Below are 26821 nucleotides of genomic sequence, written 5' to 3' on the forward strand. Positions count from 1 at the left end.
TGCACCTACGGCAACGGCGCCGGCTCGGCGCAAAAGGACGTGTCACATGACCAAGCCCATCGCGCTCGCGATCAAGTGGGTCCTCATCATCGCGACCTTGGGCGGCATCCTGTGGATCGCCGCCAAGCTCGCCGCGGCCGGCAACGTGACGGCTGTCGTCATCGCCGGCCTGGTGGGGATGGGGATCCTCGCGGTCTACGCGACCCGCCGCGCCGTCCCCCTGAAGTACCTCGTGCCGGGGCTCATCTTCATGGCCCTCTTCCAGCTCTTCCCGGTGGTCTACACCGCGAACCTCTCGCTGACGAACTACGGCGACGGACACCTCAACACCAAGGAGGAGTCCGTCAGCGACATCATCGCCCAGTCGGTGCGTGAGGTCCCCAACACGCCGCGCTACAAGATGTCCGTCGCGACCAAGGAGGGCGAGAGCGCCGACACGGGCGACCTCGTGCTGCTGCTGACCAAGCCCGACGGCACGATGTTCGTCGGCGACAAGACGGGCCTCAAGCCGCTCGACGCCGCCGGTGTCGACAAGACGCCGGTCGGCAAGATCACCAAGGCGCCCGGCTACACGATCCTCAACGCCAGGCAGGTCAACGCCCGCAAGGAGCTCCAGAGCCTCGCCGTCCCGACCAGCGACGGTGGTGGCGTGAAGCCGGTCGGTCTCTCCGAGGCCTTCGAGGGCAAGTCGACCGTCACCTACGACGCCAAGGCCGACCGCCTCACCGACACCTCCACCCAGCCGCCGACGGTCTACGAGCCGCGTGACGCCCGGTGGGTCAGCACGACCGACGCCACCCAGTCCTTCCCCCAGGGCTGGAAGGAGAACATCGGCCTCTCCAACTACACGCGCATCCTCACCAACGACACGATCCGCAGCGGCTTCATCGGCATCTTCGTGTGGAACGTCGCCTTCGCCATCATCTCGGTGCTCTCCACGTTCCTGCTCGGCATGCTCATCGCCCTGCTCTTCAACGACCCGAAGCTGCGCGGCAAGGGCATCTACCGCTCCCTGCTGATCCTCCCGTACGCGCTGCCCGGCTTCGTCACGGCGCTGGTGTGGAAGGGCATGTTCAACCAGGACTACGGCATCATCAACCAGACGCTGCACCTCGGCGTCGACTGGCTCGGCACGCCGATCGGGGCCAAGGCCGCCATTCTCATCACGAACCTGTGGCTGGGCTTCCCGTACATGTTCATCGTGTGCACCGGTGCGCTGCAGTCGATCCCGCAGGACGTGCGGGAGGCGGCGACCATCGACGGCGCCAACGCGTTCCGCACCCTGCGCTCGATCATCATGCCGCTGCTGCTCGTGGCCGTCGGCCCGCTGCTGCTCGCGTCGTTCGCCTTCAACTTCAACAACTTCGGTCTCATCTACCTGCTGACCAAGGGCGGCCCGTTCAACGGCGCCGACACGAGCATCGGGTCGAGCGACCTGCTCATCACGTACGCGTACCGACTGGCCTTCTCCGGAAGCGCTCCGAACTACGGCTTCGCCGCCGCGGTGTCGGTCGTGATCTTCCTGCTCGTGGCGCTCATGAGCATCCCGGGCTTCCGGCGCACCAAGGCCCTCGAGGAGGTCAACTGATGTCCACCGTCAACGCTCCCGTCCCCACCGACCCGCGCCTCGACACGCGCGTCGAGGCCGAGACCGGCCGCAGCACGCCGGCCTCACCCCGGCGGTCAGGCCTCGGCGGCAGCGTCTGGTGGCGCCACCTCCTGGGCCTCGTCGCCCTGGCCTGGGCGCTGTTCCCGATCCTCTTCATCTGGTCGGCGGCGACGAACCCCAGCGGCACGCTCAACACGGCGAGCCTGTGGCCCTCGGGCTTCTCGACCGCGAACTTCGAGGCCCTGTTCAGCGACAGCTCGCGTCCGTTCTGGAGCTGGTACAAGAACTCGATGATCATCTCGTTCGTGGGCGCGATCGGTGCCGTGTTCATCGGCGCCTGTGCCGCGTTCGCCTTCTCGCGCCTGCGGTTCAAGGGCCGGCGCGGCGGCATGATGTTCCTGCTGCTGACGACGTTCTTCCCGGCGCTGCTCGCCATCGTCGCGATGTACATCATCTTCGCGGGCATCGGTGACGCGCTGCCGTCCTTCGGCCTCAACACGCTGACCGGCCTGATCCTCGCCTACCTCGGTGGCGCGCTCGGTGCCAACGTGTGGCTGCTCAAGGGCTACTTCGACACGGTGCCCCGCGAGCTCGACGAGGCCGCGATCGTCGACGGCGCGAGCCACGTGCGCATCTTCTTCACCATGACGCTGCGCCTCGTCATGCCTATCCTCGTCACGGTGTTCATGCTCGTCTTCGTCGGTCTCTACGGCGAGTTCATGCTCGCCAGCGTCTTCCTCACCGACGTCGAGACCCAGACGCTCGGCGTCGGACTCTACGGCATGACGCTCGGCAACGACGCCAACACCCTCTTCGGACGGTTCACGGCGGGCGCGCTCCTCGGCTCCATCCCCGTCATGCTGCTCTACCTGGCCTTCCAGAAGCAGCTCGTCGGCGGTCTCACCACCGGATCCGTGAAGTGAGCCCTGCCCCGACCCGCCACCACACGTGGCTGACCCAGCCGCACCACGACGGGTCGGGGCGGTACGTCTCGAACCAGTCCCCGCGTCTCGGTGACCGCGTCGACGTCCTCGTACGCGTGCCGCTCGAGGCCGAGGTCGACGCGGTCCACGTGCGCACGTCGCCCGACGGCGAGGCGACGTTCACCGTCGCGAAGAAGGTGCGCACCTCCGCGAACGACGACTGGTGGCGCGCGACGCTGACGTGCCACAACCCCGTCACCAGCTACCGCTTCCTGCTCACGGGCGGCCCGACGAAGTACGCCTGGCTCAACGGCACGGGCGTGCACCGGCGCGACGTGCCCGACGCCAGCGACTTCCGACTCGTCGCGCACGACTCGCCGCCGCCGGAGTGGGCGCTCGGCTCGGTCGTCTACCAGATCTTCCCCGACCGTTTCGCCCGCTCGAAGGGCGCCGACCAGCACGAGACGCCCGACTGGGCGATCCCGGCCGACTGGTCCGACCCGGTCGACATCAGCCCGAAGGGCGTCGCCCACCAGCTCTACGGCGGCGACCTCGACGGCATCACCGAGCACCTCGACCACCTCGAGTCGCTCGGCGTCGACGTCGTCTACATGACGCCGTTCTTCCCGGCACGGTCCAACCACCGCTACGACGCCTCCTGCTTCGAGCAGATCGACCCGCTGCTCGGCGGGGCGCCGGCGCTGCGCCGGCTGACCAAGGCTGCCCACGAGCGGGGCATGAAGGTCATGGGCGACTTCACGACGAACCACACGGGCAACGCCCACGAGTGGTTCCTCGCCGCGGCCGGCCCGGGCGGCAAATCCAAGCCCGAGCGCGACTACTACATCTGGGAGGACGGCACCTACGTCGCCTGGCTCGGTGTGCCCTCCCTCCCGAAGCTCAACCACCTCAACGCGGCGCTGCGACGCCGCATCTTCGAGCACCCGCAGGGCGTCGTGCGCAAGTGGCTCGGACGCGCGGGTGGCCTCGACGGCTGGCGCGTCGACGTCGCCAACATGACCGGTCGCTGGCGCGACACCGACGTCAACCACTGCGTGGCACGGCAGATGCGCGACGTCCTCGGACGCGTGGCGCCGGATGCGCTGCTCGTCGGAGAGCACTTCCACGACTACACCGTCGACCTGCCCGGAGACGGCTGGCACGGCATCATGAACTACGCCGGGTTCTGCAAGCCCGCGTGGACGTGGCTGCGCCAGGAGCCGAAGGACCCGCGCTTCCTCGGGGCGCCGGTGCCGCTGCCGCTGCTGGACGCCGGTTCGGTCGTCGAGACGATGCGCGACTTCACCTCGCGCATCGCATGGCAGTCGCTCGTGCACTCCTTCAACCTCGTCGGCTCGCACGACGTGCCGCGCATCCGCACGCTCGTCGGGCCCGGCTCCGTCGAGGCCGCAGCCGGCCTGCTCTTCACCTTCCCGTCGATGCCGATGCTCACGTACGGCGACGAGATCGGCATGGAGGGCACGTTCGGCGAAGATGGCCGACGGCCGATGCCGTGGGACGAGAACGACTGGGACGCAACGACGCTCGCGATCTACCGCGGGCTCATCGCGGCCCGTCAACGGTCGGTCGCCCTGCGTCGCGGAGGCCTGCGCTGGGTGCACGCCGAAGGCGACGCCGTGGTCTACCTGCGCGAGACGCTCGACGAGGTCGCACTCGTCCACGTCGCGCGCGCCGCGCACGAGCCCGTCGTCCTCGACCCGCGACATCTCGCCGGCATCGAGTCGGGCGCGTCGGAATACGGACCCCGTCCGAAGATCGGCAAGCGTGCTGTCACACTGAGCGCCACGGGGCCCGGCGTCAGCATCTGGACGTGGCGCCCCACCGATGACGGGGCACGTCACGTGCGACGAAGGGGGAGGCGACGTGAAGGCGCGACTGCGTGACATCGCCGACCAGGCGAGCGTCTCTGAAGCCACGGTGTCGCGGGTGCTCAACGGCAAGCCGGGGGTGGCCGAGTCGACCCGCCAGGCCGTGCTGACAGCTCTCGACGTGCTCGGTTACGACCGGCCGAGTCGCCTGCGCCGCAAGAGCGCCGGGCTTGTGGGGCTCATCGTCCCCGAGCTGACGAACCCGATCTTCCCGGCCTTCGCGCAGATCATCGAGAACTCCCTCGCGCAGAACGGCTACACGCCGGTGCTGTGCACGCAGGTCGCCGGCGGGGTGCACGAGGACGACTACGTCCAGATGCTGCTCGAGCGCGGCGTCGCCGGCATCATCTTCATCTCGGGGCTGCACGCCGACACGACGACCGGCCCCGAGCGCTACATCGCCCTTCGCGACCGCAACCTGCCGCTCGTGCTCGTCAACGGCTTCATCGAGGGCGTCGACGCGCCGTTCATCAGCAACGACGACGTCGCCTCGATGGGCCTCGCGCTCGAGCACCTCGTCAGCCTCGGGCACCGCGAGATCGGCCTGGCCGTGGGGCCCGACCGCTACGTGCCGGTCATCCGCAAGATCACCGGGTTCCGGCACTCGATGCAGGAGCTGACCGGGCGCTCCGACGTCGACGACCTCATCGAGCGCTCGCTCTTCAGCGTCGAGGGCGGTGCCACCGCGGCCGGGCGACTGCTCGACCGGGGCGCCACGGCCGTCGTGTGCGGCTCGGACCTGATGGCCCTCGGTGCCATCCGAGAGGCCCGCAAGCGCGGACTCAGCGTGCCGCGCGACTTCTCCGTCGTCGGCTACGACGACTCGACCCTCATCGCCTTCACCGACCCGCCGCTGACGACGGTGCGCCAGAGCGTCAACGCGATGAGTGCGGCCACCGTACGCGCCCTCCTCGACGAGATCGCCGGACAGCCTTCTCCGAGAGCGGAGTACGTCTTCCGCCCTGAGCTCGTCGTCCGCGGTTCGACCGGCGCCGTCCGGCGTCGCTGACCGCGGACGCCTGACTCCGTTCGGCGGCATACGGCGGCGTCCTGGCGACGGTTCGGGGTCGTGGCGATCACACCGCTTGCGTATGCCGGGCGGTGCGGTCTCGAACGTCAGCCGGCGACGTGGGCGGCTGAGGCCAGCCGGCAGAGCTCGGTGAGCAGCTCGGCGACGGCCGGCTCGTCGTCGAGGCGGTAGCGGGCCGCGGTCGAGCCGGTGCCGACCTTGATCGTGACGTCCTCGGGGCGGGTCATCCGCATGAAGGCGTCCTCGTCGGTGACGTCGTCACCGAGGTAGACCCGCGCGGCGGCACCGACGTGGCGGCCGAGGGCCGTGACGGCGGACCCCTTGTCGGCGTGCGACACCGAGAGCTCGAGCACCGACTTGCCCTTGAGCACCTTGACGCCGGCGTGGTCGAGCGCGACCCGTCGCGCGTCGGCGATGGCAGCGTCACCGACCTCGCGCGGCAGGCCGCGGACGTGGACGACGACGGCCGCCGACTTGTACTCGATGCCGGCCCCCGGGTGCGACTGCCTGACGAGCGCCTCGATGTCCGAGCGGAGCTCGGCGAGGGTCCTCTCGTCGTCGGGAGTGACGGCGGCCGCCTCCATCGCCTCGCGCACCGCGGCGCTCGACGACTCGGCACCGTGGCTGCCGATGAGGACGATCGCCTCGTCGTCGCCGAGACCCGTGAGGGTGCGGAGCGTCTCGAGGTCGCGGCCCGAGACCACGGCGACGTGGACGTGGGGGAGCGCCGCCAGGGCGCGGAGGGTGTCCATCGTGCCGGGCAGGGGGGCGACCCGCATGGGGTCGGAATCGAAGGGCGCGAGCACACCGTCGAAGTCGGTCGCCACGAGCAGCGACGAGGCGGCGGCTGCGCGCTCGAGGACCTCGGCGCTCGGCGCCTCGATGCTCACGAGCGCGACCGGCTGCGCGACGATCCGGACTCCCCTGCGGCCCGGAGCTGCTCGGTGGGGGAGGGCATGAGCGGCGTGTCCTCGGCGTGCGGGGTCGGCCGGCCGCGCGGGTCGGGGCGGGGCTGCTCGGGGGCGGCGTCGAGCGCGGCGAGGTAGCGGGCCGCCCAGCGCTGGACGTCGTGGTCGGCGACGCGGCGGCGCAGGGCCTTCATGATGCGCTGCTTGTCCTTGGCCGGGGTGTTGATGGCGCGCAGGATGGTCTGTTTGAGGCCCTCGATGTCGTGCGGGTTGCACGCGAAGGCCTGGTGCAGCTCGTGCCAGGCCCCGGTGAACTCCGAGAGCACGAGCGCGCCGCCGAGGTCGTGGCGGCACGTGACGTACTCCTTGGCGACGAGGTTCATGCCGTCGCGCAATGGCGTCACGAGCATGACGTCGGCCGCCTGGAACAGGGCCGCCATCTCCTCACGCGGGTAGGAGTGGTGCAGGTAGTGCACCGCGGGGGCGCCGATCTGGCCGAGGTCGCCGTTGATGCGACCGACGGTCTGCTCGATCTCGGCGCGGAGCATCCGGTAGGCCTCGACGCGTTCGCGGCTCGGCGTCGCCACCTGCACGAGGGTCACCTCGGGCGGGCCGAGTCGACGCTCGGACAGCAGCTCCTCGTACGCCTTGAGCCGGTGCCGGATGCCCTTGGTGTAGTCGAGCCGGTCGACGCCGAGCATGAGCACCTTGGGGTTGCCGAGGCTTTCGCGGATCTCGCGGGCGCGGGCCATGACGTCGGGCCGCTTCGCGAGCTGCTCGAGGCCCTGGAAGTCGACGGAGATCGGGATCGCCGCTGCGCGGACCTGGCGCTGGGTGCCCTCGACGGTGACACGGTCGCGCTTCGTGGGGGCGCCGAGCAGCTGCCGGCAGGCGCGCACGAAGTTGCGGGCGTCGGCCTGACGCTGGAAGCCGAGGAAGTCGGCGCCGAGCAGGCCCTCGAGCAGCTGTGCGCGCCAGGGCAGCTGGGCGAAGAGCTCGACGGGCGGGAACGGGATGTGGTTGAACCAGCCGATGCGCACGTCGGGGCGCAGCTGGCGCACGAGCATCGGGACGAGCTGCAGCTGGTAGTCCTGCACCCAGACGCGGGCGCCCTCGGCGGCCACCTCGGCGATGGCTCGCGCGAACCGCTCGTTGACGGCGCGGTAGGCGGCCCACCACTCGCGGTGGAACGTCGCCGGCACGATGACGTCGTGGTAGATCGGCCACAGGGTGTCGTTGGAGAAGCCCTCGTAGTAGTCGCGGATCTCGTCGGCCGACAGCGCCACCGGGTGCAGGTGGATGCCGTCCTCGTCGAACGGGTCGGGTGCCTCGCCCGCGTCGCCGGCCCATCCGACCCAGGCGCCGGGCTGGCTGCGCATGACGGACTCCATCGCGGTCACGAGGCCGCCGGGGCTGCGTCGCCACTCGACTTCCCCGTCGTCGGTGACGACCTTGTCGACAGGCAGCCTGTTCGCGGCCACGACGAGGTCGAAGGTCGGTCGTTCGGACGGCACCCAATCAGCTCCTGCAGTTCGAAGGGGACTCGACCCGGCCCACGCCGAGGTCGCGGGCGGGGCCCGAGGCGAGGTGGACCGCGATCGGTCTCACTCTAACGACGGAACGGTGGCGCCTGATGCGGTCCCGCTCTAGGGTCGAGTCAGGGCATCTCTGGTGGACGCATTCAGGCCGCCGAGGGCATCGCGCCGAGGTGAAGGAGTCGCCGTGAAGATTTCCGACGTGCTGCGCAACAAGGGCAACGAGGTCATCACCATCAAGCCGGACGAGACGGTGGCCACGCTGCTAGCCCTGCTGGACGAGCACCGCATCGGTGCCGTCGTCGTGAGCACCGACGGCGGGTCCGTCGACGGCATCGTCAGCGAGCGCGACATCGTGCGACACCTGCACGCCACCGGCCCGGGCATCCTCCAGTCGCCCGTCTCGCAGATCATGACGAGCGACGTCACCACCGGCCACGCGAGCGACGACATCGCCGACCTCGCCGGCACCATGACCGAGATGAGGGTGCGCCACGTCCCCATCGTCGACGCCGACGGGCGCCTCGCCGCGATCGTCAGCATCGGCGACATCGTCAAGCACCGGCTCTCCGAGCTGCAGTCGGAGCGCGATCAGCTGCGCGACTACATCACCAGCTGACACCGGCCGCCCGACCGTTCCACACCCGTGGCCGGGCGCCCGGCACAGAACGGACGAAGCAGGACAACCGCGGCACGCTGTCGCGGGGTTCCGGCGTCCACGGGTTGGTCGCATACCGTAGGGGCATGACTGCGTACGACCGGACCGAGCGGGTGCCCAGCCCGCGCACCGGCGCACGCACCGGTGGTGTACCGATGGGGCCGCCCGGGGGGTCGGGCTCCGCCCAGCGCATCGGACCGTACCGCCTCATCGAGGAGATCGGCGAGGGGGGCATGGGGGTCGTGCACCTCGCCCTCGACCCCCGCGGCCGCGCCGTCGCGATCAAGGTGCTGCGGGCGCACGTCGCCCACGACGCAGATGCCCGCCAGCGCCTGGCTCGCGAGGTCGAGACCCTCTCGCGCATCCGCGACGCCCGCGTCGCCAGCGTCATCGACGCCGACGTCATGGCACCCCGGCCCTACATCGTCACCCGCTACGTGCCCGGCCCCGCCCTCGACGAGGTCGTCGAGGACCACGGCCCCATGGAGCCGGCCCAGCTCGTGCGGGTGGCCCGCGGCATCGCTGAGGCGGTCCGCTCCATCCACGCGTGCGGCGTCGTGCACCGCGACATCAAGCCCGGCAACGTCCTCATCGAGGACGGTGAGCCGGTGCTCATCGACTTCGGGATCGCGCACCTCCAGGACGACGTGCGCCACACGGTGGGCGGCCTCGTCATGGGCACGCCCGGCTACCTCTCGCCCGAGCTCGTCGAGGGTGCCGCGATCACCGACGCCACCGACTGGTGGGGCTGGGCCGCCACGATCACGTATGCCGCGTCGGGCCGCCCGCCGTTCGGCCGCGCCCGCATGGACGCCGTCCTCACCCGCGTCCGCGCCGGCGACGTCGACCTCGACGGTGTCGACCCACGCCTCGTCCCGCTGCTCCGCGCGTCGCTCTCACCCGACCCGGCTCGTCGCCCCCACGCCGACGACGTGCTCTCGGCGCTCGAGCTGTATGCCGCCGGGCGCGCCGCGACGGTTCCCACGCCGAGCGGCGGGCCCTGGGATGCCGGCTCGTCCGGTGCGGCGCCCGCCGGCCCCGGCGACACGCAGGTCGTCCAAGGCCGCAGCACCGCCGTCATGCCGCCCGTCAGCGCCACGGCGGTCCAGCCGGTCGGCGAGCCGGCGCGTTGGGCGCCACCCCCGACGGGCGCGCCGGCAGCGGCACCCGGTCAGGCGGCATACGCAGGCAGGTGGGACGACGAACCCGACGGCGACTGGGGCGGCGCGGAGGCGTACGACGAGCGCCACGGACGCGTCGGCGACGAGGACCACTGGGGCGACGACGACTGGGACGGCGATGACGAGCTCGTCGAGCGCGAGGGCGACCCCCGCATCGGGATGCCCATGCGCAGCGGGCTGCTCGCCGCCGTGGCGCTCGCCTGGACCGGGGCGCTGATGGCGTGGCCCGGCATGGCCCTCGTCGCCCTCGTCGCGCTCTCGGTGCTCGCACGGGCCACCGACCGCTCCGTCACGGCGCTCGTGCTGCGCCGCTACGACTACGGCAGGCGGCGCAGCGACGTGCCCTTCGCCGTCGTCTCCAGCCCGTGGCACCTCGTCGTCGGCGCCGTGGCCACGGTCGTCGGGCTCCTGCTCCCCGCCGCAGTGGCCCTCGCGAGCATCTACGCCGTGGCGCTGATGCTCGCCGGCACGCAGGGCACCGAGCTCGGTCCCGGCGCGCCCGTCACGCTCGCCGTGGGCGCGGTGGCCGGTCTGCTCGTGCTCTGGTGGGGGCCGGGTGGGGCGTCGCTGCGCCGCGGGTCGCGCTCGATGGCGCGCCGGCTCGTGCCCGCGGGCATCGCCAACCAGGTCGTCACCCTGGTGCTCGCGGTCGCCGGAATCGTCGTGGCGCTCGTCGCGCTCCAGCACGGCGACAGCCTGACGTGGGCGCCCTTCGCGGGAAACCCGCTCGGCCGCTGAGGCGGCGTCACCCCTTTCAGGGTGCTGCCCGGTCGCTTGCCCGTGTACCTCATCGGGCCACCGATCCGGATCAAGAAAAGATCACGGAAGTGTCTCGACATGTCTTGTGCGGCCCTCCGTCGTCACGTACCGTCGTTGCTCGGCGGCCCCGGCTCTCGGGTCGGACTGGGGGTCTCACCACTCGACCCCGGGCCGCCTCTGCGCGTCCGGCTCCACACGAACGCTTCCACAACTTCACATGGCACCCATCAATATCCGTTCCCTGAGCGCGCCGAGCCTCGCCAGCCAGGGATGTAGCCCACACCCGTGGGCCGGGCGAGGACGGGGGACCCAGTGTGGCCAGTGAGTGCATGTGCGATCCAGCGCATGACAAGAGGACGAGATCTGGCCTTGGGGTGAGGTCGCGCGAGCGACGGGGCACCTGACGCCCTAACCCGACAGCTAACCCCGCAGGCGCGCGTCAGGAAGGAAGCACTCATGCAGTACCTGTCCAAGCACGCTGCCGCCAAGAAGGTGTCGGTCAAGCAGCGCATCGCAGGAGTCGGGATCGCCGGAGCCGCCACCATCGTCGGTGGCATCACGACCGCGGGGTCGGCCAAGGCCGCCACCGTCTGGGACCGCGTCGCCGCGTGCGAGTCGAGCGGCAACTGGTCCATCAACACGGGCAACGGCTTCTACGGAGGCCTCCAGTTCGTCCAGAGCACGTGGGTCGGCTACGGCGGCCGCGCCTTCGCCCCGCGCGCCGACCTCGCCACCAAGGCGGAGCAGATCGCGATCGCGCAGCGCGTGCTCGCGTCGCAGGGCCCGGGCGCCTGGCCCGTGTGCTCGAAGCGTGCCGGCCTCACGCGCGCCAACGGCGGAGCCACCACGGCGCCGGTGTCGCGCTCCACGGTGCGCAAGCCGGTCGTGACGAAGAAGGTCGTCAAGAAGAAGACGTACGCCAAGCCGGCCGCGACCGCCGCCAAGGGCGCCCGCATCACCGTGCGCAGCGGCGACTCGCTCGGGAAGATCGCCGCGCGCTACCACGTCGCCGGCGGCTGGAAGGCCCTCTGGAGGGCCAACGCCGCGCGCGTCTCCAACCCGAACCTGATCTTCGTGGGCCAGGTACTGCGTCTGCCCTGAGTAACTGGTAGAACTGAGCCGGACGGCCTCGCGCGACCAACCCCTGGGTCGCGCGGGGCCGTCCTTCTTTGGGCGTATGCCGTCCCCCTCGGTTACGCTTTCGCCCGTCCGCGCACGTGGCGCGGGCAGTGCTGGCGTGGCGCAATTGGCAGCGCACCTGTCTTGTAAACAGGTGGTTGGGGGTTCGAGTCCCCCCGCCAGCTCTCTGACCTGCGAATACGTGGCGCGCACCGCGTACATGGCCGCCTCACCCACCGCTTTGCCCACCTTTTTCGGCCGTCGCGAGGCCACGGAGAGGGTCCACCGCCTCGAGCGCGGCCAGCACCCGAGGGTCGACAAGGCCGCGGCCCAGGTAGACGTCCTGGGCCATCGAGACGCGCGTGTGGCCCAGCTGGTCGGCGATCATCCGGCCCGTGGCGCCCATCTCGTCGAGGACGGTTGCCGTCGTCTTGCGCCAGGCGTGTGCCGTCACCCATTCCAGGCCGACCGCCTCACGGGCTTCCTTAAGGAACCGACTGACATTCCGGGGGTCCCGGAACTCGCCGTCGATCGTGCCGAACACCGGGCGGCTCGGGTCGTAGAGGGTTTGCGCTCGGCGGCGCAGCATCGCGATGCACCAGCCGGGGAGCAGGAGGCTGCGCTGGCCGGCGTCCGACTTGGTGCCCTTCCGGATCAGCCCTCGTCCGGTGACGCGAATGAGCGTCGACGACACGGTGACCGTCGAGGTGTCGAAGTCGATCTCGGACCAGATCACGGCCAGTGCCTCGCCGATGCGGAGACCTGTTGCCAGGAGGAACGCGGACAGGTCCAGGATGTCCCGCTCCATCGCCTTCCTGTCGGCCGCCACCCCGACGAACCACTGCGTCCGCTCGGCGACGGTCAGAGCTCGCGGCTGACGCTTCGGCCTCGATCGCAGACGCTCGACGTCTCGGGCCGGGTTGACCGGTACGGCGCCGTGGCGAACGGCGCGGCCCATCACTCCCGAGACGATGGAGCGACACGTCCGCGCAGTCGCTGCCCCGACCGACGTGTGAAGGTCGACGATGACGCGGTTCACGGCCGGTGTCGTCACCTGTCCCAGGCGCAGGCCGCCCAACGCCGGCAGGACGTGACCGTCCAAGGCGCGCATGTACGTCTCCAAGGTCCCCGCGGAGCGCTGGCCACTCTCCACCAACCGTGCGATCTCACCCAGCCAGTCCCGGGCGGCCGCATCGAACGTGTCCTGGCGCGTCAGACCACCGTCGCCGGCCGACCGTGCGAGCTCCTCGAGCGCTTCCGTGAGCGACTCGACCGCAGCTCTACGTGTCTTACCGATGCGCTCGACGACGCGGACCCGCCCATCCTGACCACGAAGTCGGGCCCGGGCGCGGTGACGGATCGGGCTGGCCGACACCCGGGCTGTCGAGATCTCACCCCACTCGCCTGGCTTCAGGCGCTCACGAGGCATCTCACGCCGCCGTCTGCTCGTCGAGCCAGCGCTCGACGTCCTCTGGCCGGTAGCGCAGGTGGCGCCCCACCTTGACGGCCCGCGGTCCGCGCTTGCGCATCCTCCAGTCGTAGAGGGTCTGGACCGGGACCCCTAGGTACTCCGCAACCTCCGCCACCTTGAGCAGCGGAACAAATGTCGTCTTCACTTCAATCTGCCTCTCTCAGTTGGACTTCTGTCGTGTCTGGGCTGCTCGTTCCTGTGCGTATTCACGCGCGCGGGCTGCCGCTGCCTTGGCGAGCTCCGCGTCGCCGTCGGTGTCCCAGCCGGATCCGGCGTACGTCCAGTGGCCGACGACGAGGGTGGTCTCGGTGTCCTCGTCTTCGAGCAGGTCCTCGAGGTCCCGGGCCTCGAGGGTGCGACCCTCCACCTTGGCCGCAGCGAGGCGGCGTTGGAACCGGACGCGGGCGCGGCGCAGGCGTCCGAGGGTGACGCTGTAGCGGCGGGACTTGGAGGAGAAGTGCCCGCGGAACCCGAGCATGTGCGCCCACTTGCCCAGCAGCGCGTACGGGTGCTCGGCCAACGGTTGGTCGGTGGCGGCCGCCTCGACCTGCTGCCGGTCGACGGTCTGGGCGATGGTGGCGCGGAGCTGGTGAAGGTGGGGGCTGGCCGTGTCGGTCGAGTCGGCCGCGGACTTCGTTGCGTACTTAGCCAGGTAGCCGGCGACCTGCTCGGCCTCGAGCTGCTGCTCTGGGTCGTCGGTGCGGTGGGCGTCGCGGACGGGGCGCGCGTCGACTTGAGCGCCGAACCGGAGCCGCCGGGCCGGGTCGCCACCGAACAGGGGCGGGGCGTCGAACCACACGGACACGGCCGCGGTCTCGATCGCGGCCGACAGCAGAGCCGCGGTGATCCCGGCCGGAGCCGCCGCCTGTGCGTCGCCGTCGTCAGAGGGCTTGCCGTCGACGCGGACGAGGGCGTGGAAGTGGACGAGACCGCGCAGCTGGTACTCGGCGACCTTGGCGAACTGGACGGTCGCGATCTGCGCGAGCCGGTTGGCGCCGATCCCGAGCATCCGGGCGAGGGTGCGGCGCAGGGTCATGGTGAACCGGCGCCACAGCTCGGGCGCCCACCACTGCCACACGATGTGCGAGGGGTAGTCGTAGCAGTCCCCGCACAGCGGCTGCCCGAGCAGCGGGTCACCCTCGACATGCGTGGCGTGGCAGACCGTTGACCGGCCGTGCACGCACCGGTCCGCGTCGTCCTTGGCCCGATATGGGCGGCAACGCCGGCCGTTGCGGGTGCCGTGCACCGGTCCGAAGGAGGGCGCGGTCAGGGTCGCGAAGACGAGCGGGTTCTCCCGCACCTGATCGGGGACGCCTTTGCCGCCGACGACGCCGGCCCGGATCAGGTGGAACGTGTCTGCGGCGTAGACGCGAGAGCAGGACGGGCAGTCGGCGGCGCGGCGGTTGCCGCAGCGGACGTGCAGGACGCCGAGCGGGCTGTCGGCCGAGGAGAAGCTCGAGAGCACCTCACCGGTGGCCGCGTCGACCGTTTGGGAGGAGCCGTGGAGCCGGATCGGCTTGGCGCAGTGGCCGACTCGGGAGGCGGCTTCGGACCAGGCGTCGAAGTCGCGCGACAGGAGCCGGGCGACGACCTGCGCCTCGGTCGCCGGGTCGAGGTGGTCCAGGTCCAGCGGGTGGCCCTCACCAGCCTGTTCTGTCGAGCGGAGGGGGACGGCGTCCCAGACGCGGTCTCGTGTTTCCCGGGTCATCGTCGGCCACCCCCTTCCCTAGCGGTCCGGGTGGGTGTGCCGTGCAGGTACTGCGGCTCCCGCTGCACGGCACACCCGGTCCGAAAGGGCGGCCCAGAAACGATCGAGAAGAAAATGCCGGCGTCGCGGGGAGCCGCGCACACGCCAGGTCACGTCAAGAGATCACGAAGAAGATGGCGGACCAGTCGATGCGTGTCTGTGTGTGTGGCGGCTATTCGTGTGTATGGCCTCTGGCCGGGGTGGGGAGCCGACCCCCAGGGCATCTAGCCCGCAGTTTTGTCAGTTCAGGTCTTTTGTGTGGGTGTGTCCGCACTCCCCACCATCCACGCCCGAGGCGCCGATCCACGAAGAAACACGCCGCGTGTCGCGCGGTCGAACATTCAGCCACGTGCCGAGGAGGCTAGGCGACGCGGTCGCGCGCGTGACAGTCCTCGCGTGCGGAGGATCGAATGTTGCGATCCTGCCGATGATGTGGCTTGTGTCAGCTGGGGACGGCGGCGCGGCGGCGGCCCTGGCAACAATTCGCCGGCGGCGACCTACTTGGCCAGCGCAGCTAGCGAGAGAGGGCCCTCCCACTCCAGACCTCCGCGGCAGTCTCCATGTGCGCCGACAGCACCGCGCGTGCGCGATTAGCGTCCCCAGTTCGCATGACGTCGATGATGGGCTGATGGTGGCTCTTGGCCATAAGCGAACCCGACGCCTGATCAGGTGCTGTAAGCAACGAGATCCGCATCAGGTCCTTGATGCTGGTCCACATAGCCAGCAATGTCTCGTTGCCCGAGAGCCGGCACAGCGCCTCGTGGAAGCCGAGATCGAGCTCGAACCGCTCGGCATAGGTCATGCCAGCGCCAGCCTCAGGAAGCATCAGTTCCAGCTCGTCGACCTTCGCCTCGGCGTCGTCAGAGCGAAGGACGGCCGCGACTGCCTGCCCCTCGAGTGCCGCTCGCACCTCATACAGCTCGATTACCTCACGCGGTGTGAGTCTGCGAACGCGCAGGCTGGCGCGCTCCGACCCCTCCAGGAGGCCGCTGTTGTGAAGGGTGCGCAACGCTTCACGAACCGTGCCGCGGCTCACTCCAAACTCAGCGGCGAGCTCTACCTCCGCCAGCCTCTCCCCAGGCGTGAACCTTCCGCTGAGGATTGCCCCGCGGAGCTCGGTCAGGACCTGCTCGCGCAGCGTGCGGTTGACGATCGCCATGGTCACGCCGTTCTTCCCCTTACCGGGCGCACTCGCACCCTCCTCGCATTGTCGTCGTCGGCAAATTCAAGATCAACTCTTGACTGCCAACTGTTAACAGTTAACAATCAACATCAACGCCGCACACCGAAGTGGGGCACAGACGCGAAGGAGCGGCTGCCATGACCAACAGCCCGCCGAAGTTGTCCTTGCAGATGCGAGGCCCAGTGCACGGCACCGGTAACCAGACACGGGTGGCGTTCGGCTCCACCGCAGGCGCAGTGATCGAGGCCTACGACTTCATCGGCTTCGGTACCGCCGCAGCGCTGTACTTCGGCACCGTGTTCTTCCCCAGCAAGGACCCGCTCGTGGGCACCCTGGCCGCCTTCGCCACGCTCGGCGTCGGCTTCGTCGCCCGTCCCCTCGGCGGAATCATCGGCGGCCACCTGGGCGACAAGGTCGGCCGCAAGCCGGTCCTCGTCGTCTCCCTCATTGTCATGGGCCTTGCCACCGTCCTGATCGGCGCTCTGCCGACCCACGCTCAGGTCGGCGCGCTCGCCCCGGCCCTGCTCGTCACCATCCGCATCATCCAGGGCCTGGCCTACGGGGCCGAGTGGGGCGGCGCGATCCTCATGACCTACGAGCACTCGCCGTGGCTCAAGCGCGGCAAGTTCACCGGATTCGTGCAGTCCGGCTTCCCCGTCGGCCTTCTGTTGGCCAACCTCGCGTTCCTCGTATCCACCCGGCTCCCGGGCGACTGGGCCTGGCGCGTGCCGTTCCTGCTGAGCGCCGTCCTCGTCATCGTCGGTCTGATCATCCGCTCGAAGGTGCCCGAGTCACCGGTCTTCGAGGAGATCAAGGACTCCGGGGCGGTCGTGAAGAACCCCATCAAACAGGTCGTCAAGGACGACTGGCGCAACATCCTTCGCGGCATCGGCCTGCGCATCGCCGAGACCGCCGGCTACGCGATCGCGATCACGTACATGATCAGCTACCTGCACAGCTCGAAGCTCGCCACCTCCGCAGAGACGATCCTCGCGCTGTGCATCGCCTCCGCCCTGGGCATCGGCGCCACCATGGGGTGGGCCGCCCTGACGGACCGTGTCGGCCGTCGCCCCGTCTACCTCTGGGTGACGCTCTTCAACGCCGCGTGGGCCATCCCGATGTTCCTGCTCGTCAACACCGGCCTCTTCCTTGCGGTCGTCGTCACCGTCGTCATCAGCTACACGGTGAGCCAGAACGCGCTCGCCGGTGCGCAGGGCGCGTGGTTCCCCGAGCTCTTCCAGGCCAACACCCGCTCATCCGGGGCGTCCCTGGCGTACCAGATCTCGGCGATGGTCTCCGGCGTCACGCCTTTCCTGACGACGCTGCTCTACATGCACTACGGGTGGACGGGACCAGCCCTGCTCTTCCTGGCCTACTCGCTCATCGGGTTCGGCGCCACCCTGGTCACACGTGAGACGTGGGGCCGGCAGGAGCGGCAGGAGGCCGAGCGCATCAGCGCCGCCACGCCCACCGACTCCTTTCGCAGCGACGTCCCCGCCCGGCACGCGCTCGCAGCCAAGGCGGTGAACTGATGGGAACCCTGACCCACAGCCGGCCTGCTGCCAACACCAGTGACACCCATGCCAGCAACGCCATCGACAGCGCCCGCCTGTCCCGCGTCGCCGATGCCGCCTACGACATCCGCATGGGCGTCCTCGAGCAGGGTCAGGCCCAAGGTGAGGGCTACGTCGGCCAGGCCCTCGGCATCGCCGACGTCCTCGCGGCGGTCTACTGCGACAGGCTCAACCATCGCCCGGACGACCCGGAATGGGAGGGCCGGGACCGGTTCCTCCTCTCCATCGGGCATTACGCGCTCGCCTCGTACGCCGCCCTCGCAGCGGCCGGGGTCATCCCGAGAGCCGAGCTGCAGACGTATGCCGCCGACGGGTCCCGGCTGCCGATGTCCGGCATGAAGACGTATACGCCGGGCATGGAGATTTCCGGTGGCTCCCTCGGGCATGGCCTCGGCCAGGCCGTCGGGATGGCCCTCGGGCTGCGCCTCCAGGGCCTCAACAGCCAGCTCGTCTACAACCTGCTGTCCGACGGCGAGCTAAACGAGGGCTCCACCTGGGAGGCCGCCATGTCGGCCGCCCACTGGGAGCTCGGCAACCTCATCGCCCTCGTCGACCTCAACGGCCTGCAGGCCGACGGCCGCACCGAGGACGTCCTGCGCCTCGAGAAGCACGAGGACCAGTGGGCCGCCTTCGGCTGGGACGCCCAGCGCATCGACGGCAACGACCTCGAAGCCGTCCTGACCGCACTCGACTGGGCTACCGGCAGCGCTGCCGCACAAGGCCGACCGAAGGTCATCCTGTGCGACACCCGCCTTGCCAAGGGCGTTCCCGTGCTCGAGGCCAAGGACAAGCTCCACTTCCTGCGCGTGGCCGCCGAGGAGTGGCCGATCGCCAAAGCACAGCTGACCGAGGGCCACGAGCACGGAGAGGCACGACGATGACCGCCACACTGAACGCGACGACTAACGCGACGACGAACGCCACGCCCGTCAAACGATCGGCGGCCATGATCGCCTCGATCGCAGACCCGGGCGTCCCGACGACCTCGGCGCCCTTCGGGCACGCTCTGGCAGCCCTCGCCAGCACGGACGCGCGGGTCGTGGGCCTGACCGCCGACCTGTCGAAGTACACCGACATGCACGTCTTCGCAGCCGCCCACCCCGACCGCTACTTCGAGATGGGCATGGCCGAGCAGCTCATGGTCGGCGCCGCTGCGGGGATGGCGGCGGTGGGCCTGGTCCCGTTCGCGACGACCTACTCGGTGTTCGCTACGAGGCGCGCGTACGACTTCCTGTGCCTCGACGCGGCCGAGCCCCGGCTCAACGTCAACATCGTCGCCGCTCTTCCAGGCCTCACGACCGGCTACGGCCCCTCGCACCAGGCCACCGAGGACGTCGCGATCCTGCGCGGCATGCCGGACCTGACGATCTTCGACCCGGCCGACGCCGTCGACGTCGAGGCGATCGTCCCGGCCGCGGCCGCGATTGAGGGCCCGACCTACACCCGGCTGCTGCGGGGCCAGGTGCCGCGCATCCTCGACCGGTACGGCTACACCTTCGAGGTCGGCAAGGCCAAGGTCGTGCGTCCCGGCGACGACGCCGTCATCGTCTCGTCCGGCCTGATGACCATGCGCGCACTGCTCGCCGCAGAGAAGCTGTCCGAGCTGCACGGCCTGGAGCTCTCTGTCGTCCACTGCGCCACCCTCAAGCCGTTCGACGAGGAGACCGTGGTCGCGCAGCTCGACACGGACCGGCCCGCGTTCACGGCAGAGAACCACACCGTCATCGGCGGCCTCTTCGAAACAGTCGCCGGTGCGCTGGTCCGACGCGGAGTCGCCCGGCAGGTGCACCCCATCGGGCTGCCCGACGAGTTCCTCGACGCCGGCGCCCTGCCCACCCTGCACGACAAGTACGGGCTGTCCACCGACTCGGTCGTCGCCCGCGTCCTCAGCGCGCTGCGTTGAGTACCACCCGCCACCACACCAGAAGGAACGTCTCATGAGCTTCAACACCGGAGTCGGCACCCGCACAGCCGTCGTCACCGGAGCCGCGTCCCTGCGGGGCATCGGCTTCCACACCGCAGTCCGCTTCGCCCAGGAGGGCTGGGCACTCGCCCTCATCGACCTCAACGAGGACGGCCTCGCGCAGGCGGCCGCCGCGGTGCGCGAGCGCGTCCCGGGCGTCCAAGTGGCCGCCTTCGCCCTCGACGTCACCGACGAGACCGCCGTCACGACGGTGGCCGGGAAGGTCGCTGCCTCCGAGCTGCCGACCGTCGGTGCCCTGTGCAACATCGCCGGCATCCCGAGCCCCTCGTCGTTCCTCGAACTCACTCGCAGCGAGTGGGACCGGGTCATGGCGGTTAACCTCACCGGGCCGTTCCTGCTCAGCCAGGCGTTCGTCCCGCAGATGATCGACGGCGGCTACGGCCGCGTCGTCAACATGTCCTCGGTGACCGCCCAGCACGGCGGCGGGGTGTTCTCCAAGACCTCGTACGCCGCCGCCAAGGCCGGCGTCCTCGGCCTGACCCGCGGTATGGCTCGCGAACTCGCGGAGCACGGCATCACCGTGAACGCCGTCGCGCCGGGAGTGGTGGACACAGACATCCGCGTGGGCAGCGACGACGACACTGAGCGCGCCCTCGCGGCGGCCGTGCCGCTCAAGCGACAAGCCCGGCCCGAGGAGATCGCTGCCCTGTTCGTGTGGCTCTGCTGCAAGGACTCCGCCTACATCACCGGCACCACCCAGAGCATCAACGGTGGCACCTACGTCGCCTGAGTGGGCAGCGAAGGTCATAGTGACCAGTCGTGGTCACGAGGTCGTGGGTGCCGATGCTGACCCACGTTCCGTCATTGGCCGTCAGGGCTGACGCGTCAGTCCGTGCTGGCTCGACGAGCGACATCACTATCAATGCCATTCCCGGCCTCCCTGCCTCGACGGTGCCCACGGAACAGCGACAAACAGCGTGGCCAACAACGGCCGGCGTCAAGCATCAGCTGACACTCAACTGTCAAGCATCGCCCGACACAGGACATGTACCTGAGATTGATGCCTTGGTTCAGTTGAGGGCTGACGGGTTGGCGTCAGATGATGCTTGACACTTTCTAGGCACTGCGGCCGGTGTGGCCGTAGGCCTTGTGTCGTGTCACCTCCTGGGTGTTGGTGCGCGGGACGGTCTTGATGATGGTGTCGTGCTCGTCGAGGATCCGGAAGCGGCGCTGGTCGACCTCGACGGTCACGATGGTGCCGGCGTGGGGCAGGCCGACGTGGACGCGTTGCCGGCAGACCTGGATCCCGCCACGGCACGACACCCGGCGCTGAACGCGGGGCGGGTCCTGTGCGACGGTCGGGGCGGGCCCGGCGAGGCGGGCACCGCGGAGCCTGCCGCGGGCCTCGGGCTCAAGCGGTGAGGGCAGGGTCCGCCACAGTAGCCCGTCGAGCACGACGTGGATCAGGTGCTCCTCGAGGCGAAGGGTGACTCGCTGCCCGGCGAGGGCCGACCCGACCTGGAGGGTGTGCCCGCCCAGGGCCACGATCCCGACCGCGGTGACGGTGCGCTCGAGCTCGACGGCGGCGCCGGCGGCCAGCATCGCCACCGACGGTGGTCCCGGCGGTGGTCCCGCCGGCCGCGCGCCGGCGTCGAGGAGCCGGGCCAGCTGCAGCTCGTTGAACCGCGAGGGCAGCGTCTTGACCCGCTGCCCATCGAGCATCACGTGCACGGTGGTGGTACTGATCCACAACCGGACCGCGCGACCGGCCAACGCCGGCCCGAACCAGAACTGTTGTGGCCGCACCGCCAGGTTGCCGCACTCGGGCACCACGCGGTCCACCTCCACCGCCAGCGCGGGACCCCACCCCGGCTCCCCGCGGCGGCCTGCCGGAGGGGTCAAGGTGGAGCGCCCCACGTCCGACCGACCTTGACCCCGACCAGGGCCGTCGCACACTGTCCCGGCGGGGCCCAGCCCCACCTCGACAGAGACCCCCGGCCCGACCACCGCCGGGACTGCGGAGAGCCCCGACGGCAGCCACACCGGCAGCAGGGCGCGCTGCGGCGCCGGGACCGGGCTGAACCTGACAGCCGGGGTCGCCATGTCCAGCGCCTGGTGCGGGCGTGCGGTGTTGTACTCGAGGCGGAACACATCGATCATCGCCTGCGCCGCCTGCAGGTCCGGGCACGGCCCGTGACCATCGAGACATTCCCGCTGCAGCGTCTGGTGCCAGCGCTCGATCTTCCCGGTGGTCGTCGGGTGCCGGAACGCGGTCAGCAGGTGCTCGATGCCGTTCTTGCGGCACATCCGGTCGAACAACACCTCCGCCGGCCGCGGCCGGTTGAACTTGCCCGTGAACTGCTTGCCGTTGTCGGTCAGCACCTGCTCCGGGCAGCCATACTCCTGCAGCGCGGCCGCGAACGCCGCGCACACCGCCCGCCCCGTCGCCCGGCGCACCACGCCGGCGATCACCACGAACCGGGAATGGTCATCGATCCCGGTCACCAGCTTCAGCTCGGTGCCGTCAGCGAGCCACACCTTCCCGGTGATGTCCAACTGCCACAACTGCATCGGCGCCGGCCGCTGCCACGGCGTGTACGACGAGCGAGGACGACGACGGCCCCGCCCCGCCACCAGATGCTCACGCACCAGCACCCGGTACACCGTCGAGCGCGACGGCAACGGCACCACACCCCGGACCCCCAGCTCGTGCAGCAGCCGCCGCGGACCCCACCGTGGATGATCCCGCCGCAGCTGACAGATCAGCGCAGCCACCACCGCATCCACCTGCGCCGGATGTGAACGGGGCCGGTGCGAACGGTCCGCCAACCCCGGCAGCCCGCCCTCGGCATACCGCCGCAACCAGGCATGCACCGACTGACGCGAGACGCCGTACCGCTCGGCGACCTCGGCAACCGGGACCAACGACTCCAGCACCTCCATCACCGCGTGATAGCGCTGCTCCATGACGCTCAACTCCACAAGCACGGTCAGGCACCTCCCGCGAACGACGTACCTCGCAGGCAGCCCCCGACCAAGGGCCACTGTCAAGCATCAACTGGAGCCAGAGTGTCAACCATCAACCGGAGCCGGGCATGTACCTGAGATTGATGTCGTGAGGAGTTTCTGTACTGGCTCAAGCTGCGCCTCCGGCGCAGAAAAGCGCGGGGACCCGCGGCAGGGACCCCGCGCTGCGGGCGGCGCTGGCGCGCCGTCCTCGCGCACCCCGCCGCCCCCACGCTTTCACCAAGTCAGGGCGGCGCGCGCCCCGAGGCCACTCCCGACGGCAGGCTAGATGATCCGTCGTTGAGACACATGCGCCTGGACGAGGGAAGCCCCAGCAGTCGCCGCTTCAGCCGAGCCCCATGGAGGACCACTGCCCAACTCGAGCACGACTTGCCGTCTACGGCCCGCCCGGCTGGGTCGGTCAAGCGCCTTCTGCGCGGCACCTTCTCGAGCGGCCAGGTGATGGTCGATGCGCAGACCCGCCTGGCTGGGGGAGCCACTCGCGTCACCCACCACTTTGCCCACCTATTTCGAGCCGAAGCGGCCAGCAGCCCGGGGAAGTGATGGCAGAGAATGAGGCCCCGAACACGCTCAGCGCCAACGACTTTCGCGCAGACAACAAGGGCCACCAATAGGGCCAGACACAAACAGGTGGTTGGGGGTTCGAGTCCCCCCGCCAGCTCTGTGCTCAGCTGGCATAGTGCCCTGACCTGCGGTTACGTGGCCATGTCGCGGAGCGCTTCCTGTTGGCCAAGGTGACCAAAGATGGGCAGTGGCTCTGGCCAAGGACCAGGGTCGAGTACGACTACGCCGGCAGTCACTTATGCGGGTGAAGTCACTAACGGCTCTGCCGTATGCGCCCCGGCACCGTGCACTCCACGGACTTCGGCCACCGCCTCCGGAAGCTGAACGCAGTTGGTGTGGCAGGACGCTCGTTCGTCCTGCCACGCCAGCAGCTTGACGCGAGGGCCTCCATGCGCTTCGGACACCGGGCCGCCCCTGGCCGCGCCCACGCCCGCACAGCGGTAGATTCGTACACCTAAATGGGCCAACGACACAATGGAGTCGTGACCGACCCACTCGCCGCTCGTGGCATCTCGTCGAGCCTGAAGTCGTAAAGTTCTCCGCGGCTCGGAGTCACCGGCTGGCGATGGCGGTCTCTGCCTCACTCTTGCTGAGCAGGCGGCCGTTCAGCCCGCCGAACTGGTGGAGGTCGCCGAAGACCTCGATGCGGCCGGTGTCGTCCACTCCGCCGGCCCGGACTGCGTCCCAGCCGCCCCGGGTGATCAGATCGGCAACGGCCGCACCGGCGGCATCGTCGTCGGTGGCGTAGTAGAACGCGACCTTCTCGCCGTTCTCTGTCTGCGTGGCGTCGAGGCTTTCAGCGCCAAGAGCGCCGAACGCCTTGACGTAGCGCGTGTCCGGAGGGAGCAGGGGCGCGAGCTGTTGGCCGGCCGAGACACCCTCGGGGTTGAGGCTCTTGAAGCCGTCACCGTCGGGGGCGATGTTGTTCGAGGGGTCAACGACGATCTTGCCGGTGAGCGCGTCGGTGTTGTCGGCGATCAGCTGCTTGGTCGTGTCGAACCACGTCGCGAAGACAACGATGTCGGCGTTCGCGATGGCGTCGTTGACGTCGGCAGCCCGGACACCGGAACCGATCTGCTGTGCTGCCTGCTGGGCGCTCTCCGGGTCGCTTGCGGCGACCACGACGTCCTCGCCACCCTCGGCGAGGCGGCGTGCGACGCGAGAGCCGATATTTCCGGTTCCGATGATGGCAACAGCCATGACGGCCTCCTTCTGATGGCGCATCCCTAGTCACTGTTAACCCATGGCTCCGCGGGCGCAGGGACTCTGCCAGTCAAACACCGTTCGGCGGGGGGATCAACGTGCGGCGTTGGGATCGACCGCGAGCTGACCGCACCGGTCACCCGGAGGCGTCATTGCAAGAACATTCGCGCTCGCAGGTCGTTCGGTCGACAGGGTCGGGTACGGTGCGATGCGCCTGAGAGCCCACCCTCCCGACTTCCGCGACGCGGTCCTGGTGCTGCGAGGCACCGTCGAGCTCGGCGTCAACCACATCGACACCAGCGACTACGACGGGTAGTTCCGTCGACGCCTGGGACGGGACCGCGTCAACCGTCGGACAAGGACCGATACGCACTGGCGCACCGGGCGGCGGACCAGCCACGCACCTCATCACGGAGCAGTAGCGCGCGCTGATCTACAAGGTCGTGGCGGCATGAGCAAGAGTGTGCGTCTCCGTCGGACGTGTGACTGTGGCGGCGACCCAATCAGGAGGCTCGCCGTGTGGGCCGTTCGGCTGGAACCCAGTCGGCCTCACCGTGGAGGGCATGGCGGGAGCGAGCAGGCTGCCGTCCTGCCCACGAACCGTGATCACGACTTCCGTGGGCTTGGTTGAGGTCAGGCCGGTGTTTGGGACGAAGGCCGGCTCCGTCGTGCGAGTGGACGGCTCTGGGCATGAAGTATTTCGGCGAGGAGACTCTTGAGCTGGACGAGGCAGTTCTAACCACCAAGCCTGTTGCCGAAAGCGCAGAAAAGGGTTGCTCTGGTGATCCACCCGCCTGTCACCTGGCGTCGCAATGACCCGTTTGCCTTTCGGACGGGCACCAACATTTCAAGTCCGATGAGGAGACGAACACGTGCTTTGCCGTCGGTCAATCCGGCGCTCCGTCCGCGGCAACCGAGTCCTCCGTGGAGCGCACAATGGCCGACATGGACGACGAACCCGAGAGCACCCTCACCGACGAGGCACCACCGCGCCTTCGCCGGTCCGGACGACGATGGGTGCAGATCGTCATCGCTGTCACGGCCGCGCTCATCCCGGTTGTGGCCGCCATCATCCACGCCGGCACCAGTGGCTCACTCGAGCCAGGCGCCGGCGCGTCACCTACGCCGCCCACGCCAGGGACCGTCTATGGCTGGTTCGCGTACGCCGACCCCAACACGAAAAAGGGCACGGCCATCGGCACCCCGGTCGATGCGGTCGAACGCGCCGGGCTACGCCTGCCCGAACACGCCAGCATCGACAAGGTCGAGACACAGACCTACGCCGATGCGGCCGAGACCTACCTGTTCGTCTTCCACGTCGACGCCGCGATCGCCGAAGCGTTCTGCACCCAGGACGGCCTCGAGGGCCCCCGCCCAGTCAGCGCCCTGCCAGCCGCCGTCGCCGAACAGATGGACTTCCCGACGATCACGCCAGGGTCCCGATGGTGCGGCGGCTCAGCCCCGACGAACCCGGCCTGGTCCCGCCACTTCCTCATCGGACCCGGCGACCCGGCCACCGTCCACCTGTCGCTTCAGCGAAGCTGAAGGTCAGGCGGCCGCCTTCGCGAGCATTGCTTCGAGCTCATGGTGGATCGGCCCGAAGCGGGCCCTGGTCGACCCGGTCCTGGATGTAGCGGATCCCCTCCGTTGGGCAGTACGCCATCAGCGAGGCGTGGGTCCCCCCCAGCGCGGTTTTGCGTGCTGTGTCCGTGACGGACCCAAAACGTGCGCGCGGCCCTATTGCAGCTCACTTCAGCGCGAATGATGCTGGGCGTGTGGTTTCGAGAGCCCGAACGGCACTCACGGCCGTTCCGCTCCTGGCCGCCGGCTTTGTCTTTCCAGCGTGCGAGCGCGCGGTCGAGTCGAGCGCCGCACCGCCACTCGTCGTCTCCGGGCAAGTTCTCTCGGCGACAGCTGCGGGCGCTGTGCTCACCGATGCAAGTGTCGAGAGCCGTGTCGCGGGGATTCCCACCGCTGGCTCTGCCGTGTTCATCAAACTGGTGCCGACGTGTACGGCGGGCGCGAACCTGACATTCGCTCCGGCGTCGAGCGCAGTGATCATCTCGAGGGCTACAGCCACAGACGGGAAGCTCATCGCGGTTGGCGTGTGCATGTCGTCAAAGGCAGTGGCGCGTGTCGTTCGGACGGATGGATCGACGTCGACTGTTGACTTGCGAGAGAGCGGCGTCACTTGCTGAACGCGGCATGGATCCAGCGAGAACACATCGCGGCATGACCGGTAAACGCGTGATCCTGATGAGCGGGCGAGCGTAGCCGCCTCGGGCGGCACATTTGCCTGAATCCCGCGTGTCACCGTGATTGCACCCTCTGCGCTCCGTGGCACCCTCTGGACGTGCCCTCTCTTCCCAACCTGGACCGTGCGACCCGTCTGTTCTGGCGCGTTCGCGGACGCGCCGTCGACCTCTCGGGCGAGGACCAGGACAGCGTCCCGGGGCGTGGTGGGCTTTGAGGTGATCCTCGGTGCCTATTCGCCGCTGTCGATCGCGGCGATGGGTT

The 26821-nt window shown here is 69.6% G+C and carries 20 protein-coding genes, 1 tRNA gene, 1 pseudogene and 1 riboswitch; of the genes and pseudogenes, 13 read left to right on the forward strand and 9 right to left on the reverse strand.

Features of this window, described 5'->3' with window-relative positions:
- Nucleotides 1–46 precede the first annotated feature (46 nt).
- From ACFQ2V_RS09060 to ACFQ2V_RS09075, 4 genes are read left to right on the forward strand one after another with little or no spacing between them, the layout of a single operon-like run.
- Complete coding sequence (locus ACFQ2V_RS09060) at nt 47–1588, forward strand: ABC transporter permease subunit (RefSeq protein ID WP_386052342.1); 1542 nt, start codon at nt 47–49, stop codon at nt 1586–1588.
- On the forward strand, nt 1588–2532 hold the full coding sequence (locus ACFQ2V_RS09065) for a sugar ABC transporter permease (RefSeq protein ID WP_386052343.1): 945 nt from the start codon (nt 1588–1590) through the stop codon (nt 2530–2532). The genes ACFQ2V_RS09060 and ACFQ2V_RS09065 overlap by 1 nt, the downstream gene beginning before the upstream one ends.
- Nucleotides 2529–4436 carry a glycoside hydrolase family 13 protein gene (locus ACFQ2V_RS09070; protein WP_386052344.1) on the forward strand — a complete coding sequence of 636 codons (1908 nt, stop codon included), beginning with the start codon at nt 2529–2531 and terminating at the stop codon, nt 4434–4436. Before ACFQ2V_RS09065 ends, ACFQ2V_RS09070 begins: the two co-directional genes overlap by 4 nt.
- Nucleotides 4417–5430 (forward strand): LacI family DNA-binding transcriptional regulator, encoded by a 1014-nt coding sequence (locus ACFQ2V_RS09075; protein ID WP_386052345.1) that lies wholly within the window; start codon nt 4417–4419, stop codon nt 5428–5430. Before ACFQ2V_RS09070 ends, ACFQ2V_RS09075 begins: the two co-directional genes overlap by 20 nt.
- A 107-nt stretch (nt 5431–5537) precedes the next feature.
- Here ACFQ2V_RS09075 and otsB read toward each other — a convergent pair whose 3' ends face one another.
- Together otsB and ACFQ2V_RS09085 are read right to left on the reverse strand one after the other, a co-directional pair.
- A complete protein-coding gene (gene otsB, locus ACFQ2V_RS09080; protein ID WP_386052346.1) occupies nt 5538–6341 on the reverse strand; it encodes a trehalose-phosphatase in 804 nt (267 codons plus the stop codon).
- Nucleotides 6338–7873, reverse strand: a complete 1536-nt coding sequence (locus tag ACFQ2V_RS09085; protein ID WP_386052347.1) for an alpha,alpha-trehalose-phosphate synthase (UDP-forming) — start codon at nt 7871–7873, stop codon at nt 6338–6340. The genes otsB and ACFQ2V_RS09085 overlap by 4 nt, the downstream gene beginning before the upstream one ends.
- A 208-nt stretch (nt 7874–8081) precedes the next feature.
- Here ACFQ2V_RS09085 and ACFQ2V_RS09090 point away from each other — a divergent pair, with 208 nt between their 5' ends.
- From ACFQ2V_RS09090 to ACFQ2V_RS09105, 4 genes are all read left to right on the forward strand, one after another.
- Entirely contained in the window at nt 8082–8513 is a 432-nt protein-coding gene (locus ACFQ2V_RS09090) for a CBS domain-containing protein (protein ID WP_386052348.1), read from the forward strand.
- 125 nt (nt 8514–8638) lie between these two features.
- Nucleotides 8639–10471: a serine/threonine-protein kinase gene (locus ACFQ2V_RS09095; RefSeq protein WP_386052349.1), complete on the forward strand. Its 1833-nt coding sequence runs from the start codon at nt 8639–8641 to the stop codon at nt 10469–10471.
- A 285-nt stretch (nt 10472–10756) separates the two neighbouring features.
- A riboswitch (cyclic di-AMP (ydaO/yuaA leader) is annotated at nt 10757–10942 on the forward strand.
- A 6-nt stretch (nt 10943–10948) separates the two neighbouring features.
- Nucleotides 10949–11593 (forward strand): transglycosylase family protein, encoded by a 645-nt coding sequence (locus ACFQ2V_RS09100; protein ID WP_386052350.1) that lies wholly within the window; start codon nt 10949–10951, stop codon nt 11591–11593.
- 130 nt (nt 11594–11723) lie between these two features.
- Nucleotides 11724–11796: transfer RNA gene (locus ACFQ2V_RS09105), tRNA-Thr, on the forward strand.
- Between the two features lie 44 nt (nt 11797–11840).
- Here the strand turns inward: ACFQ2V_RS09105 and ACFQ2V_RS09110 are convergent.
- From ACFQ2V_RS09110 to ACFQ2V_RS09130, 5 genes and pseudogenes are all read right to left on the reverse strand, one after another.
- The gene (locus ACFQ2V_RS09110; protein WP_386052351.1) at nt 11841–12986 is read right to left on the reverse strand and encodes a tyrosine-type recombinase/integrase; all 1146 of its coding nucleotides are present in this window, start codon (nt 12984–12986) and stop codon (nt 11841–11843) included.
- Nucleotides 12987–13041: 55 nt separating this feature from the next.
- Nucleotides 13042–13227, reverse strand: coding sequence for a helix-turn-helix transcriptional regulator (locus ACFQ2V_RS09115; RefSeq protein ID WP_045190904.1), 186 nt, complete (start codon nt 13225–13227; stop codon nt 13042–13044).
- A gap of 15 nt (nt 13228–13242) precedes the next feature.
- Nucleotides 13243–14790: a replication initiator gene (locus ACFQ2V_RS09120; protein ID WP_386052352.1), complete on the reverse strand. Its 1548-nt coding sequence runs from the start codon at nt 14788–14790 to the stop codon at nt 13243–13245.
- Nucleotides 14791–15343: 553 nt separating this feature from the next.
- On the reverse strand, nt 15344–15739 hold the full coding sequence (locus tag ACFQ2V_RS09125; RefSeq protein ID WP_386052368.1) for an FCD domain-containing protein: 396 nt from the start codon (nt 15737–15739) through the stop codon (nt 15344–15346).
- A gap of 54 nt (nt 15740–15793) precedes the next feature.
- A pseudogene (locus tag ACFQ2V_RS09130) lies at nt 15794–15988 on the reverse strand (GntR family transcriptional regulator); the annotation flags it as partial.
- A 161-nt stretch (nt 15989–16149) separates the two neighbouring features.
- Here ACFQ2V_RS09130 and ACFQ2V_RS09135 point away from each other — a divergent pair.
- From ACFQ2V_RS09135 to ACFQ2V_RS09150, 4 genes are read left to right on the forward strand one after another with little or no spacing between them, the layout of a single operon-like run.
- A complete protein-coding gene (locus ACFQ2V_RS09135; protein WP_386052353.1) occupies nt 16150–17544 on the forward strand; it encodes an MFS transporter in 1395 nt (464 codons plus the stop codon).
- Nucleotides 17544–18467: a transketolase gene (locus ACFQ2V_RS09140; protein ID WP_386052354.1), complete on the forward strand. Its 924-nt coding sequence runs from the start codon at nt 17544–17546 to the stop codon at nt 18465–18467. Before ACFQ2V_RS09135 ends, ACFQ2V_RS09140 begins: the two co-directional genes overlap by 1 nt.
- Nucleotides 18464–19489 carry a transketolase family protein gene (locus ACFQ2V_RS09145; protein WP_386052355.1) on the forward strand — a complete coding sequence of 342 codons (1026 nt, stop codon included), beginning with the start codon at nt 18464–18466 and terminating at the stop codon, nt 19487–19489. The genes ACFQ2V_RS09140 and ACFQ2V_RS09145 overlap by 4 nt, the downstream gene beginning before the upstream one ends.
- Before the next feature lie 34 nt (nt 19490–19523).
- A complete protein-coding gene (locus ACFQ2V_RS09150) occupies nt 19524–20300 on the forward strand; it encodes an SDR family NAD(P)-dependent oxidoreductase (RefSeq protein ID WP_386052356.1) in 777 nt (258 codons plus the stop codon).
- Nucleotides 20301–20626: 326 nt separating this feature from the next.
- Here ACFQ2V_RS09150 and ACFQ2V_RS09155 read toward each other — a convergent pair whose 3' ends face one another.
- Both ACFQ2V_RS09155 and ACFQ2V_RS09160 read right to left on the reverse strand, forming a co-directional pair.
- The gene (locus ACFQ2V_RS09155) at nt 20627–22486 is read right to left on the reverse strand and encodes an IS481 family transposase (protein WP_386052369.1); all 1860 of its coding nucleotides are present in this window, start codon (nt 22484–22486) and stop codon (nt 20627–20629) included.
- 1167 nt (nt 22487–23653) lie between these two features.
- Nucleotides 23654–24301, reverse strand: a complete 648-nt coding sequence (locus ACFQ2V_RS09160) for an NADPH-dependent F420 reductase (RefSeq protein ID WP_386052357.1) — start codon at nt 24299–24301, stop codon at nt 23654–23656.
- Nucleotides 24302–25249: 948 nt separating this feature from the next.
- On the opposite strand from ACFQ2V_RS09160, the gene ACFQ2V_RS09165 reads away from it, so the two are divergent.
- Nucleotides 25250–25849 carry a hypothetical protein gene (locus ACFQ2V_RS09165; RefSeq protein WP_386052358.1) on the forward strand — a complete coding sequence of 200 codons (600 nt, stop codon included), beginning with the start codon at nt 25250–25252 and terminating at the stop codon, nt 25847–25849.
- The last annotated feature ends 972 nt before the right edge of the window (nt 25850–26821 follow it).

The organism is Terrabacter terrigena, from assembly GCF_042676085.1.
Classification (GTDB): Bacteria; Actinomycetota; Actinomycetes; order Actinomycetales; family Dermatophilaceae; genus Terrabacter; species Terrabacter terrigena.